12 protein-coding genes are annotated in these 16,021 nt (G+C 71.5%); 5 read left to right on the top strand and 7 right to left on the bottom strand.

Annotation, left to right across the window (positions count from 1 at the left end):
- Positions 1-68: 68 nt before the first annotated feature.
- Positions 69-2,264, bottom strand: a complete 2,196-nt coding sequence (locus N5875_RS03010; RefSeq protein WP_338491655.1) for a discoidin domain-containing protein — start codon at positions 2,262-2,264, stop codon at positions 69-71.
- Between the two features lie 190 nt (positions 2,265-2,454).
- On the opposite strand from N5875_RS03010, the gene N5875_RS03005 reads away from it, so the two are divergent.
- Positions 2,455-3,474: a LacI family DNA-binding transcriptional regulator gene (locus N5875_RS03005; protein WP_338491654.1), complete on the top strand. Its 1,020-nt coding sequence runs from the start codon at positions 2,455-2,457 to the stop codon at positions 3,472-3,474.
- A gap of 78 nt (positions 3,475-3,552) precedes the next feature.
- Here the strand turns inward: N5875_RS03005 and N5875_RS03000 are convergent, their stop codons facing one another.
- Genes N5875_RS03000 through N5875_RS02985 form a run of 4 tightly spaced genes read right to left on the bottom strand, consistent with a single transcriptional unit; the run spans position 3,553 to position 8,147 of the window.
- Entirely contained in the window at positions 3,553-4,929 is a 1,377-nt protein-coding gene (locus tag N5875_RS03000) for a GH1 family beta-glucosidase (protein WP_318211928.1), read from the bottom strand.
- Positions 4,930-4,964: 35 nt separating this feature from the next.
- On the bottom strand, positions 4,965-5,804 hold the full coding sequence (locus N5875_RS02995; protein WP_318212032.1) for a carbohydrate ABC transporter permease: 840 nt from the start codon (positions 5,802-5,804) through the stop codon (positions 4,965-4,967).
- 34 nt (positions 5,805-5,838) lie between these two features.
- Positions 5,839-6,831, bottom strand: coding sequence for a sugar ABC transporter permease (locus tag N5875_RS02990; protein WP_318211927.1), 993 nt, complete (start codon positions 6,829-6,831; stop codon positions 5,839-5,841).
- 11 nt (positions 6,832-6,842) lie between these two features.
- Positions 6,843-8,147, bottom strand: a complete 1,305-nt coding sequence (locus tag N5875_RS02985; RefSeq protein WP_318211926.1) for an extracellular solute-binding protein — start codon at positions 8,145-8,147, stop codon at positions 6,843-6,845.
- Between the two features lie 172 nt (positions 8,148-8,319).
- Between N5875_RS02985 and N5875_RS02980 the strand changes: the two genes are divergently transcribed.
- Positions 8,320-9,627, top strand: coding sequence for an ROK family transcriptional regulator (locus N5875_RS02980; RefSeq protein WP_338491652.1), 1,308 nt, complete (start codon positions 8,320-8,322; stop codon positions 9,625-9,627).
- Between the two features lie 107 nt (positions 9,628-9,734).
- The gene (locus tag N5875_RS02975) at positions 9,735-11,183 is read left to right on the top strand and encodes an NAD(P)/FAD-dependent oxidoreductase (protein WP_318211924.1); all 1,449 of its coding nucleotides are present in this window, start codon (positions 9,735-9,737) and stop codon (positions 11,181-11,183) included.
- Between the two features lie 22 nt (positions 11,184-11,205).
- Here N5875_RS02975 and N5875_RS02970 read toward each other — a convergent pair whose 3' ends face one another.
- Positions 11,206-11,835, bottom strand: a complete 630-nt coding sequence (locus tag N5875_RS02970; RefSeq protein ID WP_338491650.1) for a TetR/AcrR family transcriptional regulator — start codon at positions 11,833-11,835, stop codon at positions 11,206-11,208.
- A gap of 200 nt (positions 11,836-12,035) precedes the next feature.
- On the opposite strand from N5875_RS02970, the gene N5875_RS02965 reads away from it, so the two are divergent.
- Both N5875_RS02965 and N5875_RS02960 read left to right on the top strand, forming a co-directional pair.
- Positions 12,036-13,451 carry a cytosine permease gene (locus tag N5875_RS02965; RefSeq protein WP_318211922.1) on the top strand — a complete coding sequence of 472 codons (1,416 nt, stop codon included), beginning with the start codon at positions 12,036-12,038 and terminating at the stop codon, positions 13,449-13,451.
- A gap of 63 nt (positions 13,452-13,514) precedes the next feature.
- Entirely contained in the window at positions 13,515-15,245 is a 1,731-nt protein-coding gene (locus N5875_RS02960; RefSeq protein WP_338491649.1) for an amidohydrolase family protein, read from the top strand.
- A gap of 58 nt (positions 15,246-15,303) precedes the next feature.
- Here N5875_RS02960 and N5875_RS02955 read toward each other — a convergent pair whose 3' ends face one another.
- A complete protein-coding gene (locus tag N5875_RS02955) occupies positions 15,304-15,957 on the bottom strand; it encodes a hypothetical protein (RefSeq protein WP_338491648.1) in 654 nt (217 codons plus the stop codon).
- Positions 15,958-16,021: the final 64 nt, after the last annotated feature.

The raw sequence follows: 16,021 nt of genomic DNA, 5'->3' as shown, positions 1-16,021 counted from the left end.
CTGGGCGCCGCTCGGAAGGGGTGCGGGGGCCGGGACGCACCGCACGGCGGGGCGTCCCGGCGGGACCGTCAGGGGAAGGAGACGACGGTGGACGGCACGGTGGAGGTGCCGGCGGGGATGGTGGACGCCCCGGTGTCGTTGATGACGTGGTTGTAGTGGCCCATTCCGCCGAGGGACACCACCAGGAGGCTGTGGAACCTCACCCCGGGCTTGACCGGGGCCTTGAAGCCGTGGTCCTGGACGATGGTCGGGTCCACGTTGTAGTTGCAGTAGCTGCCGAGGCCCCACGCCTCGTGGGTGTTCACGGAGTCGTCGACCCGGTAGGCGGCGTACCCCTTCGTCGTGCCGTTCTGGATGGCGGCCTGGTTGGGGGCGTCGTACGCCTTCTCGTTCTGGTAGAAGATCGTGCGGCCGCGCTCGCCGTACCACTCGACGTCGTACTTGTTGAAGTGCTCGACGAACAGGCCGGTGGCGAGCACGTCGTCGCCGTTGACCCGGACGCCGTAGTCGGCGCGGTTGGTCTCCCAGCCCCAGCCCTCGCCGTGGTCGGCGCGCCACACCCAGGTGTGGTCGATGATGGCGTCGTCGCTGTTCACGACCATGCTGGTGGTGGCCTTGCCGGCGCCGGCGCCGCCGATGCGGATGTAGACGTCCTGCACGGTGGTGGGGTTGGCGGCGTGGTCGGCGGAGGAGTTCTGCGGGCCGAGCTCCAGCAGCGTCGGGGAGTTGACCGGGCCGGCGTCGATCAGAAAGCCGGCGAGCCGGACACCGTCGACGTCGGCGACCTTCATGGCGGTGACGCCGTTGTCCGGGATGATCGTGGCGAGGCCGAGGCCGAGCACGATGGTGTTCGCCCGGTTCACGTTGATGGTCTGGTCGACGTGGTAGACGCCCGGGGTGAACAGCAGGTGCAGGCCCTGGGCCAGCGCCTGGTTGATCGTCGCGGCGGTGGCGCCGGGCTTGACCACGTAGAACTGGCTCAGCGGGACGGACTCGCCCTGTGGGGTGCCGTTGGCCCAGCTGGTGCCGCGGGCGTTGACGCGCTTGGCGGGTGCGAAGACCTTGTACTCGGTGCCGTCGAGGTAGAGATAGGGCTTCTCGCGGGAGATCGGCGTCGTGTCGAGCGTGGTGTAGCGGGGCTCCGGGAAGGAGGTCGCCGGGGCGCCCTCGACGCCCGAGAAGGTCTGGTTCCAGACGCTGTTGGACCAGCCGCCTATGGAGCTCTCGCGGGTGTACCACTGCTGCTGGGAGTAGTTGCCGACCTGACCGTCGATCCTGGAGTCGGCGATGTAGCCGCCGCTGGCCCAGCCGTAGCCGTTCGGCGCCAGGTTGAGGCCGCCCTTGACGTGCATCCGGCGGAAGGAGGACGCCTGCGAGACGGCCCACCGGTTGGTGCCGTTGACCGGGTTGAGGGTGAGGCCTTCGGCGCCGCGCCAGAAGTTCTGGGTGGCGTTCCCGTTGAACCAGCCGGCGTCGACGGTCACGTCACCGTTGATGGTGGTGTCGCCGGGGCGCAGCCCGAGGCCGGCGATCTGGGTGTAGAAGCCGATCTGGGCGTTGAGCCCGTTGTACGTGCCGGGCTTGAAGAGGAAGGCGTGCCGGCCGCTGCCGAACTGGGCCGACTCCTGCTGCTGGAAGACCTGGTCCAGCTTGGCCTGGATGCCGGGCGTGGCCGGGTCGATGACGTGGACGTTGGGGCCGAGGTCGCCGCCGCCGGGAAGCGTCGGGCCGGTGCCGCCGGTGGTGCCGTAGACCTGGAACTCCCAGAGGGAGAAGCCGTATCCGGTCGCCCGGGTGAGGCCGTTCATCCGGATGTAGCGGCCGGTGCCGGAGAGCGTGACGTCATCGGTGCCGCCGTCGCCGCCGGTGACCGAGGTGACGGTGCGCCAGTCGGTGCCGTTCTCGGACGCCTGGATGTCGTAGCTCTTGCCGTAGGCCGCTTCCCAGGTGAGGACGGCATGGCTGAGCGTGGCGCTGCTGCCGAGGTCGACCTGGATCCACTGGGCGTCCTGCCAGGCGCTGGCCCAGCGGGTTCCGGTGAGGTTGCCGTCGACGGCGGCGGAGGCGGAGAAGGCGCCGCCCTCGATGGAGGAGGCGGTCGCGGTCTTCCCCTGGGAGAGCAGGGTGGGTGCCGCTTGTGCCGTCGTGGCGGGGGCGAGGGCGAGCAGGCTGCCGGCCAGTGCGGTGACAAGTGCGCCGACGGTGGTCCGGCGGACGCGTGAGGCGGGTCGCCGGAAGACCGGCGGGGACCCGACGGAAGACATGGGGTCTCCTCTGGATACAGGGGGGGAATGTGGGAGAGCGCTCTCCGAAACCTTGCCCGCAGGGCGAGTTGACGGTCAAGGCGTGTGACATGACTTTTCTTTTGGCTTTCATTAAGTGTCGACCTCAACGGGTTCCGGGTGGCCGTGGACCGTCCTCCCACCGGACACACGGCACCGTTAAGGTGCGTGGGTGGGGAATCGAGCACCGACTCTGGAAGACGTCGCACGTGAGGCGGGGGTATCGCGCGCGACGGTGTCCCGCGTCGTCAACGGCGTGCGCAACGTGGCTCCCGACATCCAGCGGAGCGTGCGCGACGCCATCGCCCGCATCGGCTACACGCCCAACCAGGCCGCCCGTTCCCTGGTCACCCGGCGCACCGGAACGGTCGCCCTGGTGCTCTCCGCCACGGGCAGGTCCTTCACCGCGCGGGTGTTCTCCGACCCGTTCTTCGGACGCGTGGTGGACGGCGTCCTGCCGGTCCTGCGCCGCCGGGCGATCCAGCCGGTGCTGCTCGTCGCCGAGTCCGAGCAGGCAAGGGCCCAACTCGTCGAGTACCTGCGGCAGGGCGGCGCGGACGGGGCCCTCGTCGTGCCGCTGGACGAGCACGACCCGCTCCCGTCGATGCTGATGGCGGCGGGCCTGCCCACGGTGCTGTTCGGCCGCCCCCGCGACGGGGAGCGGTGCGGCTACGTCGACCTCGACAACCCCGCGGGCGCGCGTCTGGCGGCCGAGCACCTCTGGGCCACCGGCCGGCGGCGCCCGGCCGTCATCGCCGCACCGGCCACCGCCCCCACGGCGGACGAACGCCTCGACGGCTTCCGGGAGGCGATCGCGGCGCACGGGGTGGCGTCGGTCCCGGTCGTACGGGGCCGGTTCACGGTGGACAGCGGCCGGCGCGCCATGGCCAGGCTCCTGAAGGGCCATCCCGAGATCGACGCCGTGTTCGCCGCCAACGATCTGATGGCCCAGGGCGCCTGTCAGTACCTGAGCGAGCGGGGGGTTTCCGTCCCGGGCACGGTGGCCGTCGTGGGCTTCGACGACTCGGTGGCGGCGCGGAAGGCGCGCCCGCAGCTGACCACCGTGCGCCAGCCGGTGGAGCGCATGGCGACCGCGATGGCCACGCTGCTGGTCGAGCAGCTCGACGGCGCCCGGTCCGAGCCGGCCTCGAAGGTCTTCGAACCGGTGCTGGTCGTACGCGAGTCCACCTGACCTCCCGGTGCCGGGCACCGGAAGGCCGTCCCGTGGTCACGGGGCGGCCTCCCGGCGGATCACGCTACGGGGACCCGGTCAGCCCGAGGTCGTCTCCCGGTGGGCGCGGACGAGGGCCGCGTACCGCCGGCCGCTCGTCTTGAGGGTCCTGACCTGGGTGTCGAAGTCGACGTGGACCAGGCCGAAGCGCTTGTCGTAGCCGTAGGCCCATTCGAAGTTGTCGAGGAGGGACCAGGCGTAGTACCCGGCGAGCGGGACACCCTTGCGCAGGGCGCGGGCGCAGGCCGCGAGGTGCTGCTCCAGGTAGCGGGTGCGCTCGGGGTCGTGGACCTCGCCGTCGGGGCCGACGGTGTCGGGGAAGGCCGAGCCGTTCTCCGTCACGTACAGCTTCCGTACGCCGTACTCCTCGGTGAGCCGCAGGAGGAAGGCCTCCAGGCCACCCGCGTCGATCTGCCAGTCCATGCCGGTGCGGGGCACGTCGGGGAGCCGTATCTCGCGGGCGTGCGGGACGGGTCCCGTCGGGTCGTCGGCGACGGTCACCGGGAAGTAGTAGTTGAGGCCGTGCCAGTCCAGGGGGGCCGCGATGACGTCCAAGTCGCCGGGCTTCTCGGGCAGTTCGACTCCGTACAGCTCGCGCATGTCGGCGGGGAAGCCGCGTCCGTAGATCGGGTCCAGCCACCAGCGGTTGGTGTGGCCGTCCGCGCGGGCGGCGGCGGCGAGGTCTTCGGGCCGGGTGGAGGCGGGCGCGACCGTCGAGTGGTTGGTGACCAGGCCGACCTGGACGCCGGGGGCGGCGGCGCGGACGGCCTGGGTGGCGAGGCCGTGGGCGAGGAGCAGATGGTACGAGGCGCGGACGGCGGCCGTGAGGTCGGTGAGGCCCGGGGCCATCCGCCCCTCCAGATGGCCGATCCATGCCGAGCAGAGAGGTTCGTTGAGGGTGGCCCACTGCGTGACGCGGTCGCCGAGCCGCTCGGCGACGACGGAGGCGTAGGCGGCGAGGTGCTCGGCGGTCTCGCGGACCGTCCAGCCGCCCCGGTCCTGGAGGGCCTGCGGCAGGTCCCAGTGGTAGAGGGTGACGGAGGGGGTGATGCCGGCGTCGAGGAGTCCGTCGACGAGCCGGTCGTAGAAGTCGAGCCCGGCCGCGTTGACGGGGCCGTCGCCGCCGGGGACGATGCGCGGCCAGGCGACGGAGAGCCGGTAGGCGTCGGTGCCGAGGCCCTTCATCAGGGCGATGTCCTCGGGCCAGCGATGGTAGTGGTCGCAGGCGGTGTCGCCGTGGTCGCCGTTGTCGATCGCACCGGGGACGCGGGAGAAGGTGTCCCAGATGGAGGGGGCACGGCCGTCCTCGGCCACCGCGCCCTCGATCTGGTACGCGGAGGTGGCCGTGCCCCAGGCGAAGTCCGGCGGGAAGGCCTCCAGGTCGAGCGTGGTGCGGGAATCGGTGGATTCGGACACGGGGAACCTCTTCGTGATGGGTGTGGAGAGGGACGTCACTTGACCGCACCTGCGGTGAGGCCGGCGACGAGATAGCGCTGGAGGAGCAGGAACCCGACGACGACGGGGACGCTCACCACGAGGGAGGCGGCCATCACCTGGTTCCAGTAGACGTCGTTCTGGGTGGCGTAGCCCTGGAGTCCGACGGCGAGGGTGCGGGTGGTGTCGTTGGTCATGACGGAGGCGAAGAGGACCTCGCCCCAGGCGGTCATGAAGGCGTAGACGGCGACGGCGATGATGCCGGGGGACGCGGCCGGGACGATGACGCGGAACAGCGCGCTGATCGGGCCGCAGCCGTCGACCTTGGCCGCTTCGTCGAGCTCGCGCGGGATCGAGTCGAAGTAGCCGGTCAGCATCCAGATGGAGAAGGGCAGCGAGAAGGTCAGATAGGTGAGGATCAGGCCTTCGCGGGAGCCGAAGAGGGCGATGCCGGTGGCGTTGCCGATGTTGACGTAGATGAGGAAGAGCGGCAGCAGGAAGAGGATGCCGGGGAACATCTGGGTGGAGAGGACCGTGACGGTGAAGACCCGCTTGCCGCGGAAGGTGTAGCGGCTGACCGCGTAGGCGGCGAAGATCGCGACCAGCACCGAGAACACCGTGGCCGCGCCCGCGACGACGATCGAGTTCACGAAGTAGTCGGCGAGCGGGACGGTCTCCCAGATGTCGACGTACGGGCGGAGGGTGAGCCCGGAGGGGAACCACTCGAACTTGCCCGAGACGTCCTCCAGCGGCTTCAGGGAGCTGGAGATCATGACGTACACCGGCAGCACCACGAAGGCGGTGAGCAGGGTGAGGAAGATCCGCCGGGCCCAGAGGAACGAGCGGGGTGCCGCCATGGGGGAGCGCGGGGCCGCGCGCCGGGATGCGTGCTCAGACATCGGAGGTCTTCCTTCCGCGGCTGGTGAGCAGGAGGTAGACGCCCGTGACGACGAGGAGGAAGAGCAGGAGCAGCACGGACATGGCGGAGCCGGTGCCGAAGTTCCACGTCTGGAAGGACGACTGGTAGATGTGGAGCGAGATCAGGTCGGCGGCTTCGGGCGCCGCCTTCCCGAAGAGCACGAACGGCGTGTTGAAGTCGTTGAACGTCCAGAGGAAGAGGACGAGCACGAGGACCTGGTTGACGGAGCGCAGCGACGGCAGGGTGATGTGCCGGATCTGTTTCCACACGCCGGCCCCGTCGAGGGCCGCCGCCTCGTACATGTCCCGGGGGATGTTCTGCAGTCCCGCCATGACGGTGAGGAAGGCGAACGGCCAGCCCTTCCACACGGAGACGATCAGCAGGGCCCAGAAGCTGTTGTCCCCGATGAGCCAGAAGGCGGGGCTGTCTCCGATGCCGAGCTGGTCGTGGAGGACGTGGTTGACCAGGCCGTTGTCCCGCTGGAACATGAACGCCCAGGTGATGACGGCGGCGTAGACGGGCAGCGCGTACGGGACGAGGAACAGGGTCCGCAGGAAGCCGCGGCCCCGGAAGTTCTCCTGGAGGAAGATCGCGGCGGCCGTCCCGAGGAGCCAGCACAGGCCCACGGAGAGGACGGTGAACAGACACGTCGTCAGGAAGGACTTCAGCAGCGCCTGTCCGACGGGGGCGTCGAAGTCGATCGCGACGGTGTAGTTGTCCAGGCCCGACCAGGGAGCCTCGTTCCAGTTCCGGATGTAGAACTGGGTGAGCTCCTTGAAGCTCATGGCGATGCCCATGAGCATCGGTACGAGGTGGACGAGGAGTTCGAGGAGCAGGGCGGGCAGGAGCAGCAGGTAGGGCAGTGCGATGCGGCGACGCCCGGAGCGGCGTGGTGCGCGTGCCTCTCCGGGTGTGGCCTTGCGCACCGCCGGCTCGGTCGGGTGAGCGACGGCGGTTTCGGTCATGGTGGGGCGGCCTACTTCTTGGGCATCTGCTGCTGGGCCTTTTCGAGCCTGGCCTTCACGGACTCCGTGGTGACCGGACGCCCGGCGGCGGCGTCGGCGAAGAGCTCCTTGACCGCGGTGCCCACGACCGTCTCGAACTGCGACTCCTCGGGGACCTGCGGCAGGGCCGCGGCGCTATTGGCGAGGGTGTCGCGGATGACGGCGAGCGAGGGGGCGCCGAAGCCGGGGTCCTTCTGGGCGCTCTTGACCGGCGGGACGGAGCCGTACGCCTTGTTGAGGACGATCTGCTCCTCGTCGCTCGTCATGTACTTCACGAACTTCAGCGCGCCGTCGAGGTTCTTGGTGTTCTTGAAGACGGCCAGGTTGATGCCGGCGACCATCGAGTTGGTCTGGGCGCCCTGACCGGGCTTGCCCGACGGGACCGGGGCGGGGACCACGCCCCACTCCTCCGGGCCCATGCCCTGGGAGGAGAAGGTCTGCTGCGGGGTCTGCCAGAGGACCATGCCGGTCTTGTTCTTGGCGAAGTCGCTGAGGGACTGGTTCTGGGCGTACTCGGCGTTGCCCGGGGCGACGATCTTCTGGGCGGCCATCAGGTCGATGTACTGCTTGACGGCGGCGACCGCCCCGTCGGAGGTGAAGTCGGGCTTGCCGTCGGCGGTGAAGAAGTCGGCACCGTGCTGCTTGCCGAGGACGAAGACCTGGTGGATGTTGTTGGAGAGGTTGGAGCCCTCGACCCCGATGCCCGCCTTGCCGTCCTTGCTGAGCTTCTTTCCGGCGGCGATCACCTCGTCCCAGGTGGTCGGCGGCTCGGCTATGCCCGCGTCCTTGAACATCTGCTTGTTGTAGTAGAGCGCGTAGGCCATCGAGTAGAGCGGAACGGCGGCCGGGTCCTTGCCCGGGACGCCGGTGGAGCCGAGCGCGGAGTCGACGAAGCGGTCCTTGCCGCCGATGGCCTCCAGGTTCTTCGCGTCCCAGGGCAGGAGGGCGCCGGTGGACTGGAGCGAGGCGCTCCAGGTGTTGCCGATGTTGAGGATGTCGGGGCCCTGCCCGGAGGTGGTGGCGGTGAGGATGCGGTTGAGGAGGTCGGACCACGGGATCACCTCCAGCTTGACCTTGATCCCCGTCTCCTTCTCGAACTGGTCGAGCTCGGGCTGCAGGACCTTCTTGTCGACCTCCAGGCTGGCGCCCTGGTTGGAGGCCCAGTACGTGAGGGTCTTCGGCGACGACTCGCTCCCTTCACCGCCGCCGCAGGCGGTGGCGGTGAAGGCGAGGGAGAGGGAGACGGCACCGGTGACAGCGGCTCTGATTCTGCGCATGGCTCCTGGGCCCTTTCAGGGACGAGGGGGGCGTGCCGATGGGCTGAGCTTCTGGAGGCCTCGCCGTGACATCGGCTTAATTTAGGATGTGAGTTAAACTCCATGAGAAGGTCGCGTCAAGGCTTGTGCTGCGGGTATGTTGCAACGAACGACTTCAGAGACGGGGACCAAAGTGCACGCGAGAACTGGCCGCACGGTGCGTGACCTGCGGCGTGAGAACCGCACCGCCGTTCTGCGCAGGCTGTACTTCGACGGACCGATGAGCCGCCTCATGCTCGGCCCGGCGACCGGACTCAGCTCGGGCTCCGTCAGCAACGTGGTCGCCGAACTCGTCGCCGACGGCCTCGTCGAGGAGGCCGGCAGCGTCGACTCCGCCGGCGGACGCCCCCGTACCCTCGTCAGGATCAGCCCCGCCAGCGGCTTCATGATCGGCGTCGACATCGGCGAAACCCGGGTCAGGATCGAGCTCTTCGACCTCACCCTCACCGAACTGGCCCGCACCGAACGCCCGTTGGCCTGCTCCGGACCCCGCACCGCCCGCTACGACGTCGACCTCGTCGTCGACCACCTCCGCGAGGGCATCGCTGAGGTGCTGCGCACCGCGGACGTACCCGCCGACCGCCTCATCGGCGTCGGCGTCGGCGTCCCCGGCATCGTCGCCCGCGACGCCGAGGACGGTGCCGTCGTGCACGGCCAGACCGTCGGCTGGGACGCCGTCCCCTTCGAACGCCTCTTCCGCGCCGCCGTCGATCTGCCCGAGGACGTCCCGTACTGGATCGACAACGGTGCCAAGACCCTCGGCCAGGCCGAGATGTGGTTCGGCGCGGGCCGGGGCGCGCACAGCGCCGTGGTGGTCCTCTTCGGCTCGGGCGTCGGCGCGTGCGTGGTCACGGACCCGATGGGGCCGGGCCGGGCGATCGAGTGGGGTCATCTGACGGTACGGGTCCGGGGGCGCCGCTGCCGCTGCGGAGCCCAGGGCTGCCTGGAGGCGTACGCCGGTGCCGAAGCCCTCCTGGAGCGGTGGCGGGAGGCCGGCGGGGTGCCCCCGGCGGGCGCGGACGAGGAGACGGCCCTGACGGCGATGCTGGCGGCGGCGTACCCGGTGGAACCGGGGACGGAGCCCGACGCCACGGCGCTCGCCGTCCTGGCGGAGACCGCCGAGTACCTGGGCGCCGGGTTCGCCGACCTCATCAACCTCTTCCAGCCCGAGCGCATCCTCGTCGGCGGCTGGGCCGGCCTCCAGCTCGGCACCCGCTTCCTGGAAACCGTGTCCGGCTACGCACGGGAGTACGCCCTGGAGTACCCGGCCAGCCGTACCGGCATCGGCCTCGGCACCCTCGGTCCGGAGGCGGTCACGGTCGGCGCGGCCCTGCTTCCCCTGGTCGACTTCTTCGCCCAGGGAGGCCGGCGCCCCGAGAGCAAGCCCGTCACCCCCGCTCCCGCCTGGCAGTCGGCCCTCCAGGACCGGGTCTCTCCCTGAGGCGCCGCGATCCTCTCCGGGACGCCCGCCTGCCCCGCCGGGGACTCGATCCGCACATCGGCGTAGTGAGCCGTGCTGTCCGGCACCGCTGAGCCAGACTGTCACCCATGACACGAACGGTGGAAAGCGAGCACGCGCACGAGTACGACGTGGTGGTCCTGGGGGCGGGCCCGGTGGGGGAGAACGTCGTCGACCGGGTACGGGCCGCCGGCCTCAGCGCCGCGATCGTCGAGAGCGAGCTGATCGGCGGCGAGTGCTCGTACTGGGCCTGCATGCCCAGCAAGGCCCTCCTTCGCCCGGTGATCGCCCGCTCCGACGCCCGCAAGGTGGCGGGCCTGCGCGAGTCGGTCTACGGCCCCCTCGACGCCCTGGACGTCTTCGCCCACCGGGACGAGGTCGTCGGCGACTGGACGGACGACGGCCAGGTGGACTGGCTGGACTCGATCGGCGTACGGATCTTCCGGGGCCACGGCCGTCTCCTCGCCCCGCGCCGGGTCGAGGTCGCGGGCCCCGAGGGCGAGCGCCACGTCCTCACGGCCCGCCACGCGGTCGCCGTCTGCACCGGCAGCCGCGCCGTCCTCCCCGATCTGCCCGGCCTGTCCGGGGCGCGTCCCTGGACCAGCCGCGAGGCGACCAGCTCCGACCGGGTGCCGGGGCGGCTGATCGTGGTCGGCGGGGGAGTCGTGGGCGTCGAGATGGCGACCGCCTGGCACGCCTTCGGGTCGAAGGTGACGATGCTCGTACGGGGCGGGGGACTGCTGCCGCGGATGGAACCGTTCGTCGGCGAGCACGTGGCCGCCGCACTCACCGCGCGCGGCGCGGACATCCGTACCGGCGTCTCGGTCAGCGCGGTGGTGCGCGACGGCGGCACGGGACCGGTCACCGTGGTCCTGGAGGGCGGCGACCACGTCGAGGGCGACCAGGTGCTCTTCGCGACCGGCCGGGCCCCGCGCACCGAGGACATCGGCCTGGAGAAGGTCGGCCTGAAGCCGGGCTCCTGGCTCGACGTCGACGACAGCCTCAAGGTCACCGGCACCGACTGGCTGTACGCCGTCGGGGACGTCAACCACCGCGCGCTCCTGACCCACCAGGGCAAGTACCAGGCCCGGATCGCGGGGGCCGCGATCGCCGCCCGCGCGACGGGCACCGGGACCCTGGACGAGTCGAGTTGGGGCCCGCACGCGGCCACCGCCGACCACGCCGCCGTGCCGCAGGTGGTGTTCAGCGACCCCGAGGCCGCCGCCGTCGGACTCTCGCTCGCCGAGGCCGAGCGGGCCGGCCACCGGGTCCGGGCCGTGGACCTCGACATGAGCCAGGTCGCCGGGGCCGGGCTCTACGCCCAGGGCTACCGGGGGCACGCCCGGATGGTCGTCGACCTCGACCGCGAGGTGATCCTCGGCGCGTCCTTCGTCGGCCCGGGCATCGGCGAGCTGGTCCACTCCGCGACGGTCGCGGTCGTCGGAGAGGTCCCGATCACCCGCCTGTGGCACGCCGTACCGTCGTACCCGACGCTGAGCGAGGCGTGGCTGCGCCTCCTTGAGGCCTACCGGGGCTGACGAACCGTCAAGGAGTCGCCCCCTACGGCATGTCGCCGGCACCCGGGGCGTACGGGACGACCAACGCCCGTACCGCCGAGCGGGCCACCTCCAGGGCGGGCCGCGGATCACGGCCGGACTTCTGGCCCAGCACGACCCGGGTGCTCAACCCGTCGAGCAGGGCCAGGAGTTCGGAGGCGCGCGCCGCCGCGTCGAGCGGGGCGAAGCGCCGGCGAGCGACGCCGGCGGCCAGCAGCGCCTCCAGGTCCTCGTGCCAGCCCCGGTCCAGCTCCTCCTGGGCCTCGCCGAGCGCATTGTTGCCGGGGGTACGGGCCCACAGCTCGATCCACAGGGTCCAGCGCGGATCGCGCGGCCCGCGCGGCAGATAGAGCAGCAGGAACCGGTCGAGCTTCCGCTCGGCCGTGATCCGCCGGGACAGCAGCGCGCGGCGCTCCTCGGCGAGCGCGGCCTCGCTCCACCGGAGGGCGGCGAGCAGCAGCAGGTCCTTGCTGCCGAAGTAGTACAGGATGTGGCCGCCGCTCGTGCCGAGCCGCTCCGCGAGCGCCGACATCGTGAGCGAGGAGAGGCCGTCCTCGGCGATCGCCGTCATGGCCTCCTCCAGCATCCGTTCCTGGGTGACGTGCCCGTCCCGCCGTCGTGCCGCCCCTGCCACCGCCACTGTCTCCGTTCCGCCGATGCGCCGTGCCTTTGCCGGTTCGACCTTAATCGCAACCGCTGTAGGCCTTGACGTGGCCGGAACTCATCGCACATCTTGAATGCCATTCAAGAACTTAGAACGTCATTCAAGACGACGTTGACGACGTTGACGACGTCGACGACGTTCACGGCAGCGTTCACGACAGGAGGTGCGGTGTGCTCGGACACGAGACGACGCCTGGGGCCACGGGGACCACGGCGACCACGACCCGGGACGAGGTGTTCCAGGTCGAGGAGCACGGGATCGACCCCATCCCCGACGCCGAACGGCACGGCAGCGCCAAGGACGTCTTCTGGCTCTGGTTCGGCTCGAACCTCACCTTCACCTACGTCATCAACGGCGCCCTCGCCGTCGCCTTCGGGCTCTCCTTCTGGCAGGCCATCGCCGTCGTCGTGATCGGCGGCCTCTCCTTCCTCGCCATCGGCGCGGCCGGTCTGAGCGGCGTCCGCACCGGCACCGCCACCCTCGTCATCTCCCGCGCCGCCTTCGGCCTGCGCGGCAACTGGCCCGCCGGTCTGCTCAACTGGATCGTCAGCATCGGCTACACCATCGTGAACACGGTGGTGGGCACCCTCGCCCTCGAAGCCTTCTTCGCCGACCTCGGCTGGAGCGGCGGCTCCGGCACCCGCGCCCTCGCCCTCGGCATCACCCTCGCGCTGACCTTCGCCGTCGCCCTCTGGGGCCACGCCACCGTCCAGTTCGCCGAACGCTGGATGGCCTATGTCCTCGCCGTCGGGTTCGCCGCCCTCCTCGTCCTCGTCCTGCCCGGCGCCGACACCTCCGCGCCCTCCGCAGCACCCGGCGCCGCCGGCTGGAGCCTCGCCTTCGTCGTGATGCTCGCCGGCCCCTTCTCGTACCTCCCCATGCCCGCCGACTACACCCGCTACCTGCCCCGCGCGACCTCCCTCAAGGCCGTGACCTGGAGCGGAGCCCTCGGCGGCTTCGTCTCCTCCGTCGCTCTGGGGGTCGCCGGGGTGGCCGCCGCGACCCAGGTCGACATGACCGACGCCGTCGCCGGCACCGAGAGCCTGCTCCCCGGCTGGTTCCAGCCGCTCTTCCTCGCCCTGGTCCTCGGCGGTTCCGTCACCAACTCGATCATCACGCTCTACTCGTCGAGCCTGAACCTCCAGGTCCTCGGCATCCCCTGGAGCCGCGCCCGCGCCATCGTCATCAGCGCCGCCGTGACGGCCGCCGGCTCCCTCGGCGCCCTCTTCCTCACCGACTTCACCACCTCGCTCCTCTCCTTCCTCTCCCTCCTGATCATCGTCTTCGCCCCCTGGGGCGGGGTCTTCCTCGCCGACATGGTGCTCCGCCGCTGCACGTACGACTCCGCCGGACTGCACGTGAGCACCGGCGGCGCCTACTGGTACCGCTCCGGCTGGCACCCGCCCGGCCTGATAGCGCTCCTCGCGGGCCTGCTCTTCTCGGCGCTGACCTGCGACTCCGAGCTGTGGACCGGCCCGCTCGTCGCCCCGCTCGGCGGCGCGGACCTCACCGTGCTCGGCGCGGGAGTCTCGGCGCTCGTGTACGTGCTCCTCGCGCGCCGGACGGTCACGCCGGTCCACCCCTGAGCCTCCTGGGCGCCCCGAAACCGCCCGCACACCCCTCGTACGTACGTCACGGAGTCACCCCGCATGAACGGCACCACCGCCCCTTCCACCGCCCCGTCCGCCACGCCTTCCACCGCCCCGTCCGCCACGCCTTCCCCCGGCCCGTCCGCCACGCCTTCCCCCGCCGACCTCCTCCTCGCCGGCGCGCGGATCCACACCGTCGACCCCGCGCTCCCCGAGGCCCAGGCCCTCGCCGTCCGTGACGGCCGGATCGTCTGGATCGGCTCCGACGCGGAGGCACGCGCCTGGGCCGGGCCCGGCACCCGGATTCTCGACGCCGGCGGACGACTCGTCCTGCCCGGCTTCGTCGACGCCCACAACCACGTCCGCCTCGGCTCCGACGACGCCTGCGTCCAGCTCGCAGGCGCCCGCACCCTCGACGCGATCCACGACCGCATCCGCGCCTGGCACACCGCGCACCCCGAGGCCGAGTGGATCGAGGCCGAGGCCTTCGACTACTCCGCCGTCCCCGGCGGGCGGATGCCCACCGCGGCCGACCTCGACCCGGCCACCGGCGACACCCCCGCCCTCGTCCTCAGTTACGACGTCCACACCGCCTGGCTCAACACCGCCGCCCTCCGTCGCCTCGGCGTCGACCGCGACCACACCGACCTCCCCTTCGGGCGGGCCGTCACCGACCCGACGACCGGCGAACCGACCGGATTCGTCAAGGACTTCGCGGTCAAGGGGCTCTCCCGCGCCGGCCACCGCGCCCTGCGCGACCTCGGCGTCCCGTGGGCCGCGCCGGACCGGCAGTACGGCCGGCTCGTCAAGAGCCTCGACGACGCCATCGCCTTCGGCATCACCACCGTGGTCGAACCCCAGAACTCCCTCGACGACCTCGCCCTCTTCCAGCGCGCCCGCGCCGAGGGCCGACTGCGCTCCCGGATCGTCGCCGCGCTCTTCCACCCGCGCGGCACGACCGACAGCTACCTGGACGAATTCCAGGCCGTGGCAAAGGAGTTCGCGGACGACAGGCTGCGGGTCGGACCGCTCAAGCTGTACATCGACGACGTCGTGGAACCCCGTACGGCCGCCCTCCTGGAACCGTACGCGGGCTGCGCCCACCACCGCGGCGACACCTTCTACCCGCCCGAGGAGTTCGCCGAGCTGCTCACCCGGCTCGACGCGCGCGGCTTCCAGTGCTTCGTCCACGCCACCGGCGACCGGGGCATCCGGACCGTGCTCGACTCCGTCGAACGAGCCCGCGCGGCCAACGGGCCGCGCGACGCACGCCACCAGATCGTCCACGTCGAGTGCCTCGACCCGGCCGACACCCCGCGCTTCGCCGAACTCGGCGTCGTCGCCTGCATGCAGCCCCGGCACGCCGCCCCGGACATCGCGGGACCGGGCCAGGACTGGGCGGAGAACGTCGGCCCCGACCGCTGGCACAAGGCCTGGCCGCTGCGCAGCCTGAGCGAGGCGGGCGCCGTCCTCGCCCTCTCCAGCGACTGGAACGTCGCCGAGATGGACCCCATGGTCGGCATCCACGCCGCCGTGACCCGCCGCCCGCCCGGCGGCGGGGAGGCGTGGACGGCGGGCGAGACGATCGACGTCGAGACCGCGGTCGAGGGCTACACGATGGGCTCGGCGTACGCGAACTTCCTGGAGCACGAGCGGGGTTCGCTGACCGTCGGCAAGCTCGCCGACTTCGTCGTCCTCTCCCGCGACATCCTGCGCATCGCCCCGGAGGAGATCCCGGGCACGGTGGCGGAGACGGTCGTGGTGGGCGGCGAGGTGGTCGTGGAGCGCTGAGCGGGGAGCACACGGACGGGCTTCGACCCGGGTGGGGATCGTACGGCGGTGGTGCCGGTCAGTGGCCGCCGTCCGCGGTCCTCACCGCCATCCGGCGCTCGAAGGTGAGACCCGCGTCCCGGGACTCGTACACCCCGTCCCCGGTCGCGACGAGCAGGCGGCGGGCGTCCACGACCGTGAGTGCCTGCGGGGCTCCGCCCGGCATGGCGGAGACCCGGGTCCAGCCGGCGCCCCCGCCCGTACCGCGGAAGAGGACGCCGTCGGGATCGACGCCGAAGAGTGCGCCGGGGGCACCCCACGAGAGGTACGCGAGGACCCGGCCCGCACCGGGGGCGAAGGTCCTGCCGCCGTCCGTGCTGCGGGCCACGCCGGACTCGGTGGAGGCGAGGACCGTCCCCGGGTCGGCGGGGGAGACGGCGATGTCGAGGGCGCGCAGCGCCGCGCGGTCGTCCCAGGTGACGCCGTCGGCGCCGGGTGTGTAGAGGCCCTGGTGGGTGGCGACGTAGAGGCTCTCGCCGCGCAGTCCGAGCCCGTGGATGTGGCTGAGGGGCGCGGCGGGGCCGGCGCCGGGGGTCCTGGCGCCGGAGGACCGACCGGAGGATTCGCCGGACGACGCGCACGCGGTGAGGGCGAGGGCCAGGGCGAGGGCGAGGGCGAGGGCGAGGGGCAGGGCTGCAGCGGAGGCAGGTGGGCGCGAGAAGTGCGTGGTCATCGTTCTTTCGCCAGGGAGCAGGGGTACGGCGGCGGGGCGGCTCGTCCCGGAGAGGGACGAGCCG

It is taken from the genome of Streptomyces sp. SJL17-4 (genome assembly GCF_036826855.1).
Classification (GTDB): Bacteria; Actinomycetota; Actinomycetes; order Streptomycetales; family Streptomycetaceae; genus Streptomyces.
The sequence above is the reverse complement of the archived record's forward strand: the minus strand, read 5'-3'. Positions and strand labels throughout refer to the sequence as shown.